The 16,803-nt window shown below is 58.1% G+C and carries 15 protein-coding genes; 14 read left to right on the top strand and 1 reads right to left on the bottom strand.

All coding sequences use genetic code 11. The features are described from left to right. Window positions 1–3: 3 nt before the first annotated feature. The 10 genes from ACLTXB_RS04625 (at window position 4) to ACLTXB_RS04580 (ending at window position 10,863) form a co-directional block, all read left to right on the top strand. Window positions 4–1,449 carry a hypothetical protein gene (locus ACLTXB_RS04625; protein WP_428226187.1) on the top strand — a complete coding sequence of 482 codons (1,446 nt, stop codon included), beginning with the start codon at window positions 4–6 and terminating at the stop codon, window positions 1,447–1,449. A 26-nt stretch (window positions 1,450–1,475) separates the two neighbouring features. Beyond that, a complete protein-coding gene (locus ACLTXB_RS04620) occupies window positions 1,476–2,165 on the top strand; it encodes a response regulator transcription factor (RefSeq protein ID WP_008982794.1) in 690 nt (229 codons plus the stop codon). A gap of 349 nt (window positions 2,166–2,514) precedes the next feature. Then, the gene (locus ACLTXB_RS04615) at window positions 2,515–3,942 is read left to right on the top strand and encodes a sensor histidine kinase (RefSeq protein ID WP_428226186.1); all 1,428 of its coding nucleotides are present in this window, start codon (window positions 2,515–2,517) and stop codon (window positions 3,940–3,942) included. 88 nt (window positions 3,943–4,030) lie between these two features. After that, on the top strand, window positions 4,031–5,014 hold the full coding sequence (locus ACLTXB_RS04610) for a DUF1385 domain-containing protein (protein ID WP_428226185.1): 984 nt from the start codon (window positions 4,031–4,033) through the stop codon (window positions 5,012–5,014). 386 nt (window positions 5,015–5,400) lie between these two features. Next, window positions 5,401–6,264 (top strand): peptide chain release factor N(5)-glutamine methyltransferase, encoded by an 864-nt coding sequence (prmC, locus tag ACLTXB_RS04605; RefSeq protein ID WP_235398328.1) that lies wholly within the window; start codon window positions 5,401–5,403, stop codon window positions 6,262–6,264. A gap of 68 nt (window positions 6,265–6,332) precedes the next feature. After that, window positions 6,333–7,442 (top strand): recombinase RecA, encoded by a 1,110-nt coding sequence (gene recA / locus ACLTXB_RS04600; protein ID WP_008982790.1) that lies wholly within the window; start codon window positions 6,333–6,335, stop codon window positions 7,440–7,442. After that, window positions 7,443–8,060 (top strand): regulatory protein RecX, encoded by a 618-nt coding sequence (locus ACLTXB_RS04595; RefSeq protein ID WP_428226184.1) that lies wholly within the window; start codon window positions 7,443–7,445, stop codon window positions 8,058–8,060. It begins immediately after the preceding gene. Window positions 8,061–8,086: 26 nt separating this feature from the next. Next, on the top strand, window positions 8,087–9,412 hold the full coding sequence (gene rimO, locus ACLTXB_RS04590) for a 30S ribosomal protein S12 methylthiotransferase RimO (RefSeq protein WP_428226183.1): 1,326 nt from the start codon (window positions 8,087–8,089) through the stop codon (window positions 9,410–9,412). 31 nt (window positions 9,413–9,443) lie between these two features. Beyond that, a complete protein-coding gene (gene pgsA / locus ACLTXB_RS04585) occupies window positions 9,444–9,971 on the top strand; it encodes a CDP-diacylglycerol--glycerol-3-phosphate 3-phosphatidyltransferase (protein ID WP_008982787.1) in 528 nt (175 codons plus the stop codon). A 13-nt stretch (window positions 9,972–9,984) separates the two neighbouring features. Further along, entirely contained in the window at window positions 9,985–10,863 is an 879-nt protein-coding gene (locus ACLTXB_RS04580) for a YitT family protein (protein ID WP_008982786.1), read from the top strand. Window positions 10,864–10,917: 54 nt separating this feature from the next. Here the strand turns inward: ACLTXB_RS04580 and ACLTXB_RS04575 are convergent, their stop codons facing one another. Beyond that, window positions 10,918–11,769, bottom strand: coding sequence for a helix-turn-helix transcriptional regulator (locus ACLTXB_RS04575; protein ID WP_151075424.1), 852 nt, complete (start codon window positions 11,767–11,769; stop codon window positions 10,918–10,920). A gap of 263 nt (window positions 11,770–12,032) precedes the next feature. Here ACLTXB_RS04575 and ACLTXB_RS04570 point away from each other — a divergent pair, with 263 nt between their 5' ends. From ACLTXB_RS04570 to hgdC, 4 genes are all read left to right on the top strand, one after another. Next, the gene (locus tag ACLTXB_RS04570) at window positions 12,033–13,130 is read left to right on the top strand and encodes a CoA transferase subunit A (protein WP_008982778.1); all 1,098 of its coding nucleotides are present in this window, start codon (window positions 12,033–12,035) and stop codon (window positions 13,128–13,130) included. A 21-nt stretch (window positions 13,131–13,151) separates the two neighbouring features. Further along, a complete protein-coding gene (gctB, locus tag ACLTXB_RS04565; protein WP_008982777.1) occupies window positions 13,152–13,955 on the top strand; it encodes a glutaconate CoA-transferase subunit B in 804 nt (267 codons plus the stop codon). 190 nt (window positions 13,956–14,145) lie between these two features. Further along, on the top strand, window positions 14,146–15,882 hold the full coding sequence (locus tag ACLTXB_RS04560; RefSeq protein WP_347563203.1) for an acyl-CoA carboxylase subunit beta: 1,737 nt from the start codon (window positions 14,146–14,148) through the stop codon (window positions 15,880–15,882). 108 nt (window positions 15,883–15,990) lie between these two features. After that, the gene (gene hgdC, locus ACLTXB_RS04555) at window positions 15,991–16,788 is read left to right on the top strand and encodes a (R)-2-hydroxyglutaryl-CoA dehydratase activase HgdC (RefSeq protein WP_008982775.1); all 798 of its coding nucleotides are present in this window, start codon (window positions 15,991–15,993) and stop codon (window positions 16,786–16,788) included. Window positions 16,789–16,803: the final 15 nt, after the last annotated feature.

Genomic DNA, 16,803 nt, shown 5'->3' with positions numbered 1-16,803 from the left:
GCCATGAAGAACAGATGGATTTCAGCAGGGGTGCTGGCTGCCATGCTCATGGCGCTGACGCTGGTACTGTCAGGCTGCTTTTTCCGCTCTCCCGAGGAGCTTTACCAGAGTCCGGAGCGCTCTGCGGACTATGAAAATCTGACCCAGAAGATTCGGGAAGTCAAGGGGAAGCTGGCCCAGGAGTATGGTGTGACCGAAGTGGAGGATACGTCGGTCCTCTCCGGTGATAACACCGCCCTCATCCAGCTTCAGGATATGGACGGAGACGGACAGCGGGAGACCGCGGTTACCTTTTTCCGTGTGCCTGGCGCAGAGAAGCCTCAGAAGATTTTCTTCTTTACCAAAGGTGAAGATGACATCTACACTGTCAGCGCCATGCTGGAGGGAGATGGCTCCGCCATCTATCGGGTGGACTATGCAGATCTGGACGGCAGCGGCTACAAAGAAGTTGTGGTCAGTTGGCAGATGAGTACCGGCGCATATTTGTTGGGTGTATATTCTGTGGAAGCGCCCATGAGCCGCAGCCGGCTGCAAATGGCCAATTCCAGTAAAAACGGCGCTGCATCCGTGCAGAACGATGATCTGCGGGGCTCGGAGTGGATGACTACCGCCTATGGAGACTATATCTTAACCGATATTGACCAGGATTCCCGTACAGAGGTTGCGATTGTGCGCATCGATCCCTCCCTGACCAACAGCGGTGTGGATGTGTACGGCTGGAAGGACAGTGCCTTCAAAAAACTGAGCACCGCTCCATTGTCAACCGGTGTGGTGAGCGTAGGCCGGGGCGGAGTGGAAGAGAACTTCATCAATGGCGATCCGCCGGTCCGGGCGCTGTATGTCTCTTCGGAGCTGTCTGACGGCAGTCATGTCGTGGATGTGATCGCCTATCAGCAGGGAAAGCTCACCAATATCAGCCTGGCTCCGGAGACCGGGATCAGCCGGGAGACTCTCAGCCGCTATGTGGACCTGGAGCCCTCGGATGTGAACGGAGACGGAGTGCTGGAGCTGCCTCAGCCCAGTCCGCTGCCGGGACAGGAAGACAGTACCGCATCGGACTACTGGCTGATTGACTGGTATCAGTATGACAGCAGCGGCCAGTGCATCGAAGTTTGCACTACGTACCACAATGTGACCGACGGATGGTATTTGATCATTCCGGACACCTGGAAGGACTGTATTACCATCTCCCGCTATGACGCGATCAGCGGCCAGCGGGCGGTGATCTTCTATCACCTGGAGGGGAGCGGAGATCCCAGTCCCTTCCTGGTAATCTACAAATTTACCAGTCAGACCAACCGGGCCAATACCTCTAACCGCTTTATCCTGCGGGAGGAGGAGAACGCGGTGTATGCCGCATCGTTCTATAATTCCTCCTGGGACTGCGGGATGGACGAGACTGAACTGGTTTCGGCCTTCAAGCTGATCCAGAGCGGATGGTCAGACTGAACTGTGCTGCGAAAGGAAGGAAAACCGTGAGAAAAGTTCTTGTATTGGAAGATGAAGAGAACATTCGCAGTTTCGTGGTGATCAACCTGAAGCGGGCGGGGTATCAAACCATTGAGGCCGCTACCGGAGAGGACGCCCTGGTGGCGCTGAAAGAAAACCCGGGAATCAAGGTGGCTCTGCTGGATATTATGCTGCCTGGCATTGATGGATTTGAGGTCTGCCGCCGTATTCGTGCCATGGACAACAAGATCGGCATCATCATGCTTACCGCCCGTACCCAGGAGATGGACAAGGTCACCGGCCTGATGACCGGAGCGGACGACTATGTGACCAAACCCTTCTCTCCCGCCGAACTCACCGCCCGAGTGGATGCCCTGTTCCGCCGTACCGGTGGGGAAGAAGAGGAGACCTCGCCTGACGAGATCAGCCAGCCTCCCTTCCTGCTCAATACTCGCAACCGTACTTTGGAAAAGAACGGACAGCGGGTGAAGCTGACCCAGGTGGAGTACGGAATCGTCAAGCTGTTTATGGAAAACCCCGGGAAAGCACTGTCCCGCGAGGAGATCCTGGATGCCGTATGGGGCAAGGACTATTTTGGCGAGCTGAAGATCGTGGATGTGAACATCCGCCGCCTGCGCATCAAGATCGAAGACAATCCCACCAAACCCACCTATGTGAACACTGTGTGGGGCTATGGATATAAGTGGGGGAGTTAAGGAGAAGCGCGGAGGCGTGCGGAGCAGCGCGGATGGACCGGAGCGAGGGCGCGGAACCGAAGGGACGCGAAGCGGACCTGTTCCAAGCCCGAGACGGAGGGAAGCCGCGCGTTGCGCAGCCGCCGCAGCGTGACAAGACGAAGTGCGGAGCTTAGGCCCATAGGGGAGCTTGGAGCGAAGCGAGGGTGAAAACTAAACCCGCGCAGCGGGGCTGGTTTTTGCCCGAGACGCAGTGAAAGCGACCCGGCCGCGTGCCCAATCAACAGCGCGATCCCAAAGCGCGGACACAAAATCATGAAACACCATAAAACCTTGCGGAAACCCGAGACTTAAGAGGGGAGGTGCTCAAATGGCCAAGAAGGTCGTTGTAACCGATAAAGTGAAGATCCGGGGTATCCGGCGGCGCTGGCTCATCAACAGTGTAGGCGTGGTGCTGCTGGTGCTGGCCATGGCGTTGGGCACCTTTGCCGCAGCCATGTGGAGCTATTATTACACCACAACGATCAATGATCTGCAGCGCCAGGCAGAGGACCGGGCACGAGGATTTGCCTCCTATACCCGCAGCCAGTTTTGGGGCAATGCCCAAAGCGCGGTGCAGGAATTTGAGAACAAGACCAAGCTGGAACTGCAATTTCTGGATGTGACCGGAGCGGTACAGTATTCCAGTAATGACTTGGCGGCAGGTACCACGCCGGGTACGCCCGATATCCAGAGCGTGCTGGTTAACCAGGAGTCCAAGGCGTGGATGGGAACCGACCCCCACACTGGAGAGCGGATCGTGGCTGCCTCTGCGCCGGTGGTCTACCATGGACAGACTGTGGCCATCGTGCGGTATGTAACCTCGCTGGTGGCTATTGACTGGCAATTTTTCCTGTCCGTCGCTTTGGCATGCATGCTGGGGGCAGTGATCCTTGCTCTGGTGTATTTCTCCAACCTCTACTTTGTGCGTTCCATTGTAGAGCCGCTGGCCAGCATTACCGAGACGGCGCGGCTCATTGCCGACGGCAGCTACGGCGTACAGATTGAGAAAAAGTTTGATGATGAGATCGGCGAACTGACCGACACCATCAACGATATGTCCCTAAAAATCAAACAGTCGGAAAAAACCCAGTCGGAGTTTATCTCCTCTGTCTCCCACGAACTGCGCACCCCTCTGACCGCCATCACCGGATGGGCAGAGACCATCCAGAGCGGCGAACTGCGAGACCCCAAGGATGTGCGTAAGGGTATGGATATTATCGTCTCTGAGGCGCGGCGGCTGACCAACATGGTGGAGGAGCTGCTGGAGTTCTCCCGCATGTCGGACGGACGATTCACTTTGTCGGTGGAGCCTCTGGACCTGAAGGCGGAGTTGGAGGACGCGGTGTATACCTACCGGGAGTTCTTCCGCCGGGAGGGTATCGAGCTTACCTATCAGGATTGCCCGGAGGAGGCGGTACCCATCAGCGGCGATCCGGAGCGGCTGCGCCAGGTATTCTGCAACTTGCTGGACAATGCGGGCAAGCACGGCGGCTCGGGCAAACGCATCGATGTGTCCATTGCCCAGGAAGAGGAGTTTGCAGTCATCCGTATCCGGGACTACGGTCCCGGCATCCCGGAGGAGGAGCTGCCTCACGTAAAGTACAAGTTCTATAAAGGAAGTTCCAAGGCTAGAGGTTCCGGTATCGGTCTGGCCGTATGTGAAGAGATCGTTACCCGCCATGAGGGAACTCTGGACATTGAAAATGCCGAGGGCGGAGGCTGCCTGGTGACGCTCCGTTTGCCGATTGAAACATAAGTTCGAATTTCCGGTTGCAATTCCCATGGGAACTTGATAGAATGCCTGTGGGACTGCCTGTCCCTGGAAAAAAGGAGAAACAAGATTCATGTCAACAGAGCAAAAAAACTGCGCCTGCCCGAAGGGCGGTTTCAAGACCATGTGCGGCGGTCAGGCGCTGATCGAAGGCATCATGATGCGCGGGCCAAAGAAGCAGGCCATCGTGGTGCGTCAGCCCGACGGTCAGCTGGCCATTCGGGAGAGTGAGCTGAAGCTGATCAAGGATAAATATCCCCTGCTGGGCCTGCCTCTTGTGCGGGGGGTGGTGACCTTTGTGGCCTCTATGGTGGAGGGCGTAAAGGCGCTGATGTATTCCGCCGAGTTTTTCCCGGAAGAGGAGGAAGAGCCCGAGGAGCCCTCCAAGTTTGAGCTTTGGCTGGAAAAGACGCTGGGCAGTGAAAAGGCTGCATCTGTCATTGTAATGGTGGCAGTAGTGCTGGGCATCTGCATGTCTATCGGCCTGTTTTTCCTGCTGCCCACCCTGTTGGGTAGCGCTGTGACGTTGGTCACGGACTCCATGCTGGTGCGCAATGTAGCGGAGAGCGTACTGAAAATTGTGATTTTTGTGGGCTATTTGGCCATGTGTTCCCATATGAAGGATATTCGCCGGGTATTTCAATACCACGGAGCGGAGCATAAGACCATTTTCTGCTATGAGGCGGGACTGCCGTTGACGGTGGAAAATGTGCGCAAACAGCCCCGACACCATCCTCGCTGCGGCACCAGCTTTTTGTTTATGGTGATTGCCATCTCCATCCTGGTCTCCACGGTGGTCTTTGCTATTTGGCCGGTTCACCATGTGGTTTGGCGGTTTTTGGCCCACCTGGCCATGCTGCCTGTCATTGTGGGCATCAGCTATGAGTTTAACCGTTGGGCGGGACGGCATGACGGGTTTGTGACCCGGATTTTGGTGGCTCCCGGCCTGTGGCTTCAGAACTTTACCACCTTTGAACCGGACGACTCTATGATCGAGGTGGGCATCAAGGCTCTGGAATTGGTGCTGCCGGAGAATAAGGGCGAGGACGCTTGGTAATACGAAGCGCGGAGGGCAGGCGCATAGGAGCGACAGACTCCGGAGCGGATGGGCAGAGCCCAGGGACAGCCAAAGGCTGAACCGGGTCTGCCCAGAGTCGGAGGAGTTGTCGTTCCGGCCATGCGCCCAGCCCGCAGCGTGACAGCGCGAAGCGCGGAGCTTAGGTCCATAGGGGAGCTTGGAGCGCAGCGAGGGTGAAAACCCAAGGCCCGCTATGCGGGGCTGGTTTTTGCCCGAGACGCAGCGAAAGCGACCCGGCCATGGACCCAAAGCGCAGCGTGATCCCGAAGCGCGCAGCCTGTCCTAACCCCAAATTTCAATTGCAAACCAGAGAAAACCGAGGAGATATTCCTCTCAGTATAGAAAACAAGACGGAAGGTGAGGCAATGGCTACCACCTATAACAATTTATTCCTGGATACCCGGGCGCGTCTGCGTAAGGCAGGGATCGAGGCAGGACAGCTGGAGGCCCGGGAGCTTATTTGCTATGCGGCAGATAAGAGCCGGGAGCAGTTTTACCGGGACATGCCCCTGTATGTTTCGGGCGAGATGGAGCGCCGGGTGGAAGAGCTGGTGCAGCGCCGCCTGGCAGGAGAGCCGGTGGCCTATATCGTGGGCGAGTGGGAGTTTTACGGACTGCCCCTGAATATTTCCAATGACGTGCTCATCCCCCGCGTCGATACCGAGGTGCTGGCCGAGCGGGGCATCCTGCGGGCCAGAGCAGCGGGAGAGGGCGCCCGGGTGCTGGATCTGTGTGCCGGAAGCGGCTGCGTGGGATTGGCCATCGCCGCCAACGCCCCCGACTGCCGGGTGGTGCTGGGCGAGCTGTCCGAGGGTGCTCTGCGGGTGTGCAAGCAGAATGTGCGCCGCAACGAGCTTAACGCCCGGGTGACCTGCCTGTCGGTGAACGCCATGGAGCCCCCCGCCTCCTCTCTGTGGGATTTTGACGTAATTGTGAGCAATCCTCCCTACATCCCCACCGGAGATATTGAAGGCCTGGACCACAGCGTAAAAGACTACGAACCCCACATGGCTCTGGACGGCGGCGCAGACGGTCTGGATTTTTACCGCTTTATTGCTGCTAAATGGAAAAATGCCATCCGTCTGGGCGGCTCTCTTATTTTTGAGGTAGGAATCGGACAGGCGCCGGATGTGGAAAATATTCTGGCCCAGAACGGATTTGAACAGATCCAGACCACCGCTGACACCCAGGGAATCTGGCGTGTTGTGGAGGGAACTATCAACGGATAAACCCGTGCCCGCCGGCGCGGGAGAGCTGGGCGGCCCGGCCGCCGACGGAAGAAAAGGAGTAATCAGATATGGCAACCAAAAAGCCTGTGGTGGAGAGCGCCGCTCCCGCCTCGGATAAGAAGAAAGCGTTGGAGACCGCCATGGCCCAGATCGAGCGGGCCTACGGCAAGGGCTCCATTATGCGTCTGGGAGAGAATGTGGACGTGATGGTGGAGTCCATCCCCACCGGCTCCCTGTCCCTGGACCTGGCTCTGGGCATCGGAGGTATGCCCCGGGGCCGTATCATTGAGATCTATGGACCGGAATCCTCCGGTAAGACCACTCTGGCCCTCCATGTGGTGGCCGAGGCTCAGAAGCGGGGCGGCGAGGTGGCCTTTATCGACGCCGAGCATGCCCTGGATCCCACCTATGCCCGGGCCTTGGGCGTGGACATCGACTCCATGCTGATTGCCCAGCCCGACACCGGCGAGCAGGGTCTGGAGATCTGTGAGGCTCTGGTGCGCTCGGGTGCTATCGACGTGGTGGTCGTGGACTCGGTGGCAGCCCTGACTCCCCGGGCGGAGATCGAGGGCGACATGGGCGACAGCCACGTGGGTCTGCTGGCCCGGCTGATGAGCCAGGCTCTGCGTAAGCTGGCCGGCTCCATCGCCAAGACCAACTGTATCGTGATCTTTATCAACCAGCTGCGTGAAAAGGTGGGCGTGGTCTACGGCAACCCCGAGGTCACCACCGGCGGCCGGGCGCTGAAGTTCTACTCCTCCGTGCGTATCGACGTGCGGCGCATCGAGGCTCTGAAGAGCGGCTCCGAGATCATCGGTAACCGCACCCGGGCCAAGATCGTGAAGAATAAGGTAGCTCCCCCCTTCCGGGAGGCGGAGTTTGATATCATGTACGGCGAAGGCATCTCCAAGGTGGGCGAGCTTATCGACCTGGGTGTGAAGCTGGATCTGGTGCAGAAGAGCGGCTCCTGGTTTGCCATGGGCGAGCTGCGCCTGGGTCAGGGCCGGGATGCTGCCAAGCAGTTCCTGCGGGATAACCCCGATCTGGCCGACGAGCTGGAGGCCAAGATCCGTGCCAACTCCTTCAAGCTCCTGTCCAAGCAGGGCCAGGCGGCTGCCCGGGCTGCGGGACGTGCGGTGGACATCTCCGCCGACGACTTCCAGGACGGCGAGGACTAAGTGAAGATCGTACAGCTCAAGCCCTCCCAGCGTGTTCAGGGCCGATGGCTGGCCCAGCTGGAGGACGGTACACTGCTCCGTGTGGGCGAAAATGAGGTGCTGAACTTCTCTTTGTACGGAGGGAAGGAACTGACTGAGGAAGAACTCCGGGCCATCACCCAGGCTGCCCGGAAGAGCGGGCTGAAAGAAAAAGCCCTCAATCTGGCTGCCTCCAAGCCCATCTCCCGCCGGGAGATGGAGCGCAAGCTGGAGAGCTGGGAGGCCAGTGAGGAGGAAACTGCCCAGATCTGCGACCGGCTGGAGGAACTGGGCCTGTTGGATGATCAGCGGTACGCCTGTACCGTGGTGCGCCACTACTCTGGAAAGGGTTATGGTGTGCGGAAACTCCAGGACGAGCTCTACCGCCGGGGAGTGCCCCGGGAGATGTGGGAGCAGGCCCTGGAAGAGGCTCAGGATCTTACAAACGCCATTGAGGCCTTCGTGGCCAAGAAGCTTGCCGGGAAAGAAGTAGATCGCCGGGAACTCAAGCGGGTCTCCGACGCGCTGCTGCGCCGGGGCTACCAATGGCAGGAGATCCGGCCGGTCCTGGACCGGTACAGCCGGGACGATCTGGATTGAAAAATGACAAGATTAGGAGCGATATGATGCCTTATAAGATTGCCTTTGTCTCCCTGGGCTGTGCGAAGAACTTGGTGAATACCGAGCAGATGATGGCCCTGTGTCGCAAGGCAGGTCACATCGTCACCGGAGAGCCTGAGGGGGCTGACGTGGCGGTGCTGAATACCTGCGGGTTTATTGAGTCGGCCAAGAGCGAGGCCATTGAAAATATCTTGGAGCTGGCCCAGCTCAAGCAGGACGGCAAGCTGAAGAAGCTGCTGGTGGCCGGATGCCTGACCCAGCGCTACCCCGATGACATTCGTAAGGACCTGCCTGAGGTGGACGGTATGCTGGGAACCGGCAGCTACACCGATGTGGTTACCGCCGTGGAGGAGCTGATGGCCGGGGAGCGGTCGGAGCACTTTGAGCGGATCGACCGGGCCTATGACGACGGGGAGCGGATGGTCACCACGCCTCCCTACACCGCCTATTTGAAGATTGCAGAGGGATGCAGCAACGGCTGCGCCTTCTGCATCATCCCCAAACTCCGTGGCCGCTACCGCAGCCGCACCATGGATCATCTGCTGGAGGAGGCCAAGTCTCTGGCCGATTCCGGGGTGAAGGAGCTTATCGTCATTGCTCAGGACATCACCCGCTACGGCAGCGACCTGGGGGATGGCACCACACTGGCAGGCCTTTTGAAGGAACTGTGCAAGCTGCCCTTCCATTGGATCCGCCTGCACTACCTCTATCCCGAGGCCATCACCGACGAACTGGTGGAGGTCATTGCCAGCGAGAAGAAGATCGTCCACTATCTGGACATCCCCATCCAGCACTGCAATGACGGGATCTTGAAGGCGATGCGCCGCCGCAATACGAAGGTGGAGCTGGAAGAGCTGTTTGCCCGTCTGCGCAAAGCCATCCCCGATGTGGTGATCCGCACCTCTTTGATCTGTGGTCTGCCCGGCGAGGGCGAGGCGGAATTTGAGGAGCTGTGTGAGTTCCTCAAGGAGCAGAAGCTTCAGCGGGCCGGTGTATTCCAGTTCTCCCCGGAGGAGGGCACCCTGGCTGAGAAGATGGAAAACCAGGTGGACCCCGATGTGGCGGCCTGCCGGGTAGAGCTGGTGGTGGACCTCCAGTCCCGGATTATGGATGAGTACAACGAGGAGCGCTTGGGGACCGTGATGGAAGTGCTCTGCGAGGGCTTTGACAGCCAGGCGGGATGCTTCGTGGGCCGGACCTATGCCGACTCGGTGGAGATTGACGGCCACGTGTACTTTACCGCCGCGGGACTGGTGCCGGCCGGCGAGTTTGTCCATGTGCGCATCACCGGTGTGTCCGACGGTGATCTGACCGGTGAGATTGAAGAGTAAGGAAGAAGAGTAAGAGGAGCTGAATATTCTCATGAATACCGCAAATAAGCTGACCCTGGCTCGGGTGGTTATGATCCCCCTGTTTTTGCTGGTGCTTTACCTGCATGTGCCGGGGGCCAACTACTGGGCGCTGGCCATTTTTATCGTAGCCAGTCTCACTGACACGCTGGACGGATACATCGCCCGGCACTACAACCAGACTACCGACTTCGGCAAGTTTATGGATCCCCTGGCGGATAAATGTCTGGTGACGGCCGCCATGCTGTGGTTTGTAGAGATTGGTCACATGCCGGGCTGGGCGCTGCTCATTGTCATCGTGCGGGAGTTTGCCGTGTCCGGACTGCGGATGGTGGCCGCCGACAAGGGACGGGTCATTGCTGCTGGATGGTCCGGCAAGGTGAAGACCGCTTCCACCATGGTCTGTATCTGCCTGATGCTGCTGCTGCCCCGGTTTGTGGAGCTCAGCGCGATCTGTGTAGCGGTGATCGTACTGACCACCATCTGGTCGGGCGTAGAATATTTTATGAAGAATCTGGACGTTCTGTCTGAGGTAAAGTGAACGAGGTGTCAGCGTGAACCAGATAAAAAAGCGGGATCTGGCAGAGTCGGTGGTTGCCCGGTTGATTATCTCCACCATTTCTGCGCTGATCGTAGCAGTAAACCTCAACAGCTTCGTTCAGGCGGGAGATCTGTTCCCGGGAGGCTTTACCGGACTGACCCGCCTGATTATGCGATGTGCTTGGGAGTTTGCGGGAGTAGAGCTTCCCTTTGGCCCCATTAACATCGCCATCAATGCTTTGCCTGCCCTCTTCTGCCTGAAGTACGTGGGCAAGCGCTTCACCCTTTGGTCCTGCTTTGTCATCGTACTTACCAGTATTTTTACTGACTTGGTACCCTCTTTCCCCATTACGGAGGATCCTTTGCTGGTGGCGGTGTTCGGTGGACTCATTAACGGTGTGTCCATTGGTATTTGCCTCTATGTCCGCATCACCAGCGGCGGCACCGACTTCATTGCTATTCCCTTGATGGAGCGGTGGAACGTGAGTACCTGGAACTACATCCTGGCGGGCAATGTGGTGATGCTGCTGATCGCAGGCGCCCTGTTCGGCTGGGAATCGGCCTTGTACTCGATTATTTTCCAGTTTGCCTCGACCCAGGTCGTACGAGTTATGGACCCGGACAGCACACAGGTTACGGTGCTCATTGTCACCGGACGGGAAAGCGCTGGCGGCGTGTGTGCCCAGATTCAGGAATTGCACCATACTGCAACCTTGGTTGAGGGTGTGGGACTTTACAACGGCGAGCGCTGTGTTCTGATTTACACAGTGGTCTATGTGGGTGAGGTTCGGAAAATGACCCGTATGGTCCATCAGGCGGATCCCAAGGCATTTATCAATGTCTTGCGTACCGAGCGCCTGGCGGGAAACTTCTACCGCAGGCCCAGAGATTAAATACAAAAAATGGAGCGGCATATGCCGCTCCATTTTTTATGCGCAGTGTGAAAATCAGCCTTTCCCGGACTTCCCGTTTTCCCGCAGCAGAACCTGGTCGCTGGTCTGATACTCTCGGGCATAGCGTCCGGGGGAGGTGCCGGTGAGATGACCAAAGGTGCGGATAAAGTGGGAGTTGTCGGAGAAGCCGGACATCTCGCCGGCCTGCTGGACGCTTACACCTTCCTTAAGAAGCTGACGGGCCCGCAGAACCCGGCTGTAGATAATGTACTCCATTACGGAGAAACCGGTGGCCGATTTGAAGATGCGGCACAGATAGTGCTTGCTGATATAGAACTGGTTGGCGATCTGGTCCAGGGTCAAAGGCTCGGAGAGATTATTGCGGATATAGTCCAGAATAGGAGCGACCCGGAGAAAATCCTTGTTGCGCACTGCGTCGCCGGCGGTGGCAGAGGTGAGAATCGGGGCGGCCCGCAGGAGCAGATTCAAAAGTGCAATGGTCTGGTGGATATCGCTGCCGAAGCTGCCGTCGTTTTTGTTGCGCTCCAGAGCCTGGAAGAGCTCGATGATCTCAATCATCTGCTCGCTGGTCATGGCAGCGCGAAGAAAGCTGTCCCGGGTCAGCTGCATAAAGTCGGTCTGGGGGGTAGACAGGTCGGAGAGAGTCTTGCGGCTGACGTGGAGCACATAGCGGGCGTGAAAGCCGGTGGCAATGGTGCGGTGGAGGGTATTTTCACCAATTAAATATAAAGTGCCGCGGCGCAGGGGATAGACCTGGTCGCTGACAAAAATATTGCCCGGACTGGTGAGGGGCAGAAAAAGTTCATAGTAGTCATGGAAATGGAGCCGGCTCATGCTCCAGGTTTCATTGTGGTTGAGCTGAAGATGGAAGTCAACATTGGTCATATAAGGGCCTCCCGCTGGAAGAACTGTACAATTCAAGCAAAAACAAAGGGCAGAGACTTGCCCGTTTTTGTTGGTTGTGTTATGATAGCATTATAGCACGGGAAGCGAATATATGCAAACTTTTCGCCAAGTTCCCCAAAGACCTTTTGCACATCTTGTGATAGACTGGCACAAGATGAACCAAAGCGTGTAATTTTGGAAATCACGCGAAGTCAGGGAATAAAAACCGTACATCAAAAAATTGTGTAATGGGGGTTTTCATTATGAACAAAGTCTACACCTTGCACGACGCGGTTGCGAAATTCGTCGAGAGCGGAGATTGTATCTCCTTCGGCGGCTTTACCACCAACCGTAAGCCCTATGCCGCGGTGGCCGAGATCCTGCGTCAGGGCCAGAAGGACTTCACCGTCTGGGCCGGTCCTGCCGGCGGCGACTGGGATATGCTGATCGGTGAGGGCCGTGTCAAGGCTTACATCAACTGCTATACCGCTAACTCCGGCTACACCAACGTTTCCCGCCGCTTCCGTGCTGCCATCGAGAAGGGCCAGCTGACCTACGAGGACTACTCTCAGGACGTGCTGATGCTTCAGCTGCATGCCGCTTCTCTGGGCCTGCCCTTCCTGCCCGTGCGTCTGATGCAGGGTTCCGGTCTGATGAAGTACTGGGGCATCAGCGAGGAGCAGCGCAAGACTCTGGACAAGGTGGACGACCTGAAGTGCGTTGAGGTGGAGAACCCCTTCAACCCCGGTGAGAAGGTTGTTGCTGTTCCCGTGCCCAAGCTGGACACCGCTATCATCCACGTGCAGAAGGCTTCTCCCGATGGCACCTGCATCATCGAGGGCGACGAGTTCCACGATGTGGACATCGCTGTTGCCGCCCGTAAGGTCATCGTCACCTGCGAGGATCTGGTCAGCGACGAGTACATCCGCCGCGATCCTACCCTGACCCGCATCTTCGGTCAGTGCGTGGACGCTGTTGTCCACTGCCCCTACGGCGCTTGGCCCTCTCAGTGCTACAACTACTACGACAACGACTCCCACGCTCTGAAGGAGTACGACAAGGCCTCCAAGTATCAGGACGCCGAGGATGCCAAGGCTCAGCTGGCTAAGGCCGCTGCCAAGGCTGAGAAGGCTGCCGCTGCCAAGCCCGACGACGCCAAGCTGGCCGAGGCTGCTGCCAAGGCTAAGAAGGCTGCTGAGGATGCTGAGGCCGGCGTGGCCATCCCCGAGACCTTCAAGGACTATCTGGATAAGTGGGTCTACAGCGTCAAGGATAACGACGAGCTGCTGGACAAGGTGGGCGGTTCCCGTCTGCTGCGCCTGAAGAACGAGCCCCACCTGGGTTATTCCACCAGACACTAAGAAGTAGGGAGGTATATTGTCATGTCTGATTATACTAAGTACACTAAGCAGGAGATGCAGGCTTACGCCATTGCTAAGAACATTAAGGAGAATCAGATCGTCATCGTGGGCACCGGCCTTCCTCTGATCGGCGCCTCCCTGGCCAAGCGGGCTGTCTGCCCCTCCTGTCATCCCATCGTAGAGAGCGGCCTGATGGACTGCTCCCCCGTGGAAGTGCCCCGCTCCGTGGGTGACAACCGCTTCATGGCTCACTGTGCTGTGCAGTGGCCCAACATCCGCTTCATCGGCTTTGAGGCCAATGAGTGGCTGCACGATGCCGACCGTCTGGTGGCCTTCATCGGCGGCGCCCAGATCGATCCCTACGGCAACGTGAACTCCACCTGCATCTACGGCAAGGGCGACTATGTCAAGCCCCAGACCCGTTTCACCGGTTCCGGCGGCGCCAACGGCATTGCCACCTACTGCAACACCATCATCATGATGCAGCACCAGAAGCGCCGCTTCATGGAGAAGATCGACTACATCACCTCCTGCGGCTGGATGGACGGCCCTGGCGGCCGTGAGCGCGCTGGCCTGCCCGGCAACCGTGGTCCCCAGATGGTTGTTACCGACCTGGGCATCATGAAGTTCGACGAGGAGACCAAGCGGATGTACCTGGCTTACTACTATCCGTTCTCCAGCCCCGAGATGGTTCAGGAGAACACCGGTTTCGAGATCGACGTGTCCCGCGCTGAGCTGATGGAGGGTCCCAGCCCCGACATCATCAAGCTGATCCGCGAGGAGATCGACCCCGGCCAGGCCTTCATCAAGGTCCCCAAGGAGTAAGAGAGTAAGACGCGGATGAAACACAAAGGTGGGATCCTCTGGATCGTTTTGCTGCTGATCGGATTGATCTTAGTGGGTATTTGGCTTGAGCCAGTGCCTGTATGCCTGTTTTAAGGTGCGGCAGCTATCTGTATGTGTGACATCAACGACCAAATATTTAAAGGAGGAGTTTACATTGGGTAACTATTCCATGCCTCGTTATTTCCAGAATATGCCCACCGTGGGCAAGGCCGTCCGTCCCAACCCCGAGAACGTGGCTGAGCTGAAGGCCATCGAGGAGGACATCCACGCTAAGATCGTGGCTGCCCTGGCTGCTGGTAAGAAGGACGAGGATATGAACGCCAAGGGCCAGATGACCGCCATGCAGCGTGTCTCCATGCTGGTGGATCCCGGCACCTGGTGCCCCCTGAACAGCCTGTATAACCCCGAGGACAACAAGAACGGTTCTACCTCTATCATCAAGGGTCTGGGCCGCGTCAACGGCAAGTGGTGCGTGGTTATCGCTTCCGATAACAAGAAGCACGCCGGTACCTGGGTTCCCGGCCAGGCTGATAACCTGCTGCGCGGCAGCGACACTGCCAAGCGTCTGCGTATCCCCCTGGTGTACCTGCTGAACTGCGCCGGCGTTGAGCTGGACCAGCAGGAGAAGGTGTACCCCAACCGTCGCGGCGGCGGCACCCCCTTCTATCGTAACTCTGAGCTCAACCAGATGGGCATTCCCGTCATCGTCGGCATCTACGGTACCAACCCCGCCGGCGGCGGCTATCACTCCATCAGCCCCACCATCCTGATCGCCCATGAGAAGGCCAACATGGCCGTGGGCGGCGCCGGCATCGTGGGCGGCATGAACCCCAAGGGTTTTGTGGACATGGAGGCCGCTCTGGCTCAGATCGAGGCCACCAAGGGCCTGCGCGCGGATCCTCCCGGAACCGTGGCCATCCACTACGGCGAGACAGGCTTCTTCCGTGAGGTTTACTCCGGTGAGGACGGCGTGATCGCCGGCATCAAGAAGTATCTGGACATGCTGCCTTCCTACGATCTGGAGTTCTTCCGCGTGGACACTCCCCAGTCTCCCGCTGCTTCCGACGTAGAGCTGTATGACCTGGTGCTCAACAACAAGAAGCGTCCCTACGACATGTACTCTGTCATCGCCCGCCTGTTCGACGGCAGCCAGTTCATGGAGTACAAGAAGGGCTATGGCCCCGAGATGATCACCGGCCTGGCCAAGGTGGACGGCCTTCTGGTGGGCGTGGTTGCCAACCAGCAGGGCGTGTTCCCCAACTACCCCGAGTATAAGCAGGGCGCCATGGGCGTGGGCGGCAAGCTGTACCGCCAGGGCCTGATCAAGATGAACGAGTTCGTCACCCTGTGTGCCCGTGACCGTCTGCCCATGATCTGGATCCAGGATACCACCGGTATCGACGTCGGCAACGACGCTGAGAAGGCTGAGCTGCTGGGTCTGGGCCAGAGCCTGATCTACTCCATCCAGAGCAGCAAGCTGCCCATGATGGAGATCACTCTGCGCCGCGGCACCGCCGCCGCCCACTACGTGCTGGGTGGTCCTCAGGGCAACGACAACAACGCCTTCTCTCTGGGCACCGCTGCCACCGAGATCAACGTCATGAACGGCGAGACCGCTGCCAACGCCATGTACACTGGCCGTCTGGCCAAGGATCAGAAGGCTGGCAAGGATCTGCAGCCCACCATCGACAAGATGAATGCCCTGATCAACGACTACAACGAGAAGTCCAAGCCCTTCTACTGTGCCAAGGCCGGCCTGGTGGACGAGATCGTGGATATGCCCATGATGCGTAACTACATCGTGGCTTTCACCGATTCCTGCTACCAGAACCCCGAGAGCATCTGCCCCTTCCATCAGATGCTGCTGCCCCGCACCATCCGGGACTTCGAGACCTTCAAGAAGTAAGACCGGCCCAACGTGACCGGCGTATGCGCCGGGACCCCAAATGGGGTCCCGGCACCATATCCAATCCCCGTATAGTGGGGAAACCATATTTTTGACGGAGCGAGTTTGATGGATAACATTTACACTCTTGGTATCGATATTGGTTCTACTGCCTCCAAGTGCGTGATGCTGCGCGATGGCAAAGAGATCGTCAGCAAGTCCCTGATTTCGGTCGGCGCCGGAACCAGCGGCCCTCAGCGGGCAATTGCTGAGGTGCTGGAGAGCGCGGGTATGACCCGGGAGCAGATGGCCTATGTGCTGGCTACCGGGTATGGCCGTAATTCTCTGGAGGGGATCGCCGACCACCAGATGAGCGAGCTGAGCTGTCACGCCAAGGGAGCAAGCTTCTTGTTTCCCGACGTGCACACCGTCATCGACATCGGCGGCCAGGACGTCAAGGTCCTGCAGGTGGAAAACGGCGTGATGACCAACTTTGTCATGAACGACAAGTGCGCTGCCGGCACCGGCCGGTTCCTGGACGTCATGGCCCGGGTGCTGGAGGTAAAGGTAGAGGAGCTGGGTGATCTGGCGGCCAAATCCACCAAGGATGTGGCCATCAGCTCCACCTGTACCGTATTTGCGGAAAGCGAGGTCATCAGCCAGCTGGCGATGGACACCGACAAGTGTGACATCATCAATGGCATCCACCACTCCGTGGCCGCCCGTGTGGCTGGCCTGGCACACCGTGTGGGCGTGCGGGAGAAGGTGGTCATGACCGGTGGTGTGGCTCAGAACTCCGGGGTAGTCAAGGCCCTGGAGGAGGAATTGGGACACGAAATCCACACCTCCCCCCTGACCCAGTACAATGGTGCTCTGGGGGCGGCGCTGTTTGCTTATCAGCGGTACCTGAAGGAACAGAAGGACTGATCCTTTTGCTGACAA

It is taken from the genome of Flintibacter sp. (assembly GCF_046973065.1).
The sequence above is the reverse complement of the archived record's forward strand: the minus strand, read 5'-3'. Positions and strand labels throughout refer to the sequence as shown.

What these genes read in the sequence shown, in the direction of transcription:
- ACLTXB_RS04575 (WP_151075424.1), bottom strand. Translation starts at nt 11,769, where the DNA reads ATGACCAATGTTGACTTCCATCTTCAGCTCAACCACAATGAAACCTGG.
- pgsA (WP_008982787.1), top strand. Translation starts at nt 9,444, where the DNA reads ATGAATACCGCAAATAAGCTGACCCTGGCTCGGGTGGTTATGATCCCC.
- rimO (WP_428226183.1), top strand. Translation starts at nt 8,087, where the DNA reads ATGCCTTATAAGATTGCCTTTGTCTCCCTGGGCTGTGCGAAGAACTTG.
- ACLTXB_RS04610 (WP_428226185.1), top strand. Translation starts at nt 4,031, where the DNA reads ATGTCAACAGAGCAAAAAAACTGCGCCTGCCCGAAGGGCGGTTTCAAG.
- ACLTXB_RS04615 (WP_428226186.1), top strand. Translation starts at nt 2,515, where the DNA reads ATGGCCAAGAAGGTCGTTGTAACCGATAAAGTGAAGATCCGGGGTATC.
- ACLTXB_RS04625 (WP_428226187.1), top strand. Translation starts at nt 4, where the DNA reads ATGAAGAACAGATGGATTTCAGCAGGGGTGCTGGCTGCCATGCTCATG.
- hgdC (WP_008982775.1), top strand. Translation starts at nt 15,991, where the DNA reads ATGGATAACATTTACACTCTTGGTATCGATATTGGTTCTACTGCCTCC.
- ACLTXB_RS04570 (WP_008982778.1), top strand. Translation starts at nt 12,033, where the DNA reads ATGAACAAAGTCTACACCTTGCACGACGCGGTTGCGAAATTCGTCGAG.
- prmC (WP_235398328.1), top strand. Translation starts at nt 5,401, where the DNA reads ATGGCTACCACCTATAACAATTTATTCCTGGATACCCGGGCGCGTCTG.
- gctB (WP_008982777.1), top strand. Translation starts at nt 13,152, where the DNA reads ATGTCTGATTATACTAAGTACACTAAGCAGGAGATGCAGGCTTACGCC.
- recA (WP_008982790.1), top strand. Translation starts at nt 6,333, where the DNA reads ATGGCAACCAAAAAGCCTGTGGTGGAGAGCGCCGCTCCCGCCTCGGAT.
- ACLTXB_RS04560 (WP_347563203.1), top strand. Translation starts at nt 14,146, where the DNA reads ATGCCTCGTTATTTCCAGAATATGCCCACCGTGGGCAAGGCCGTCCGT.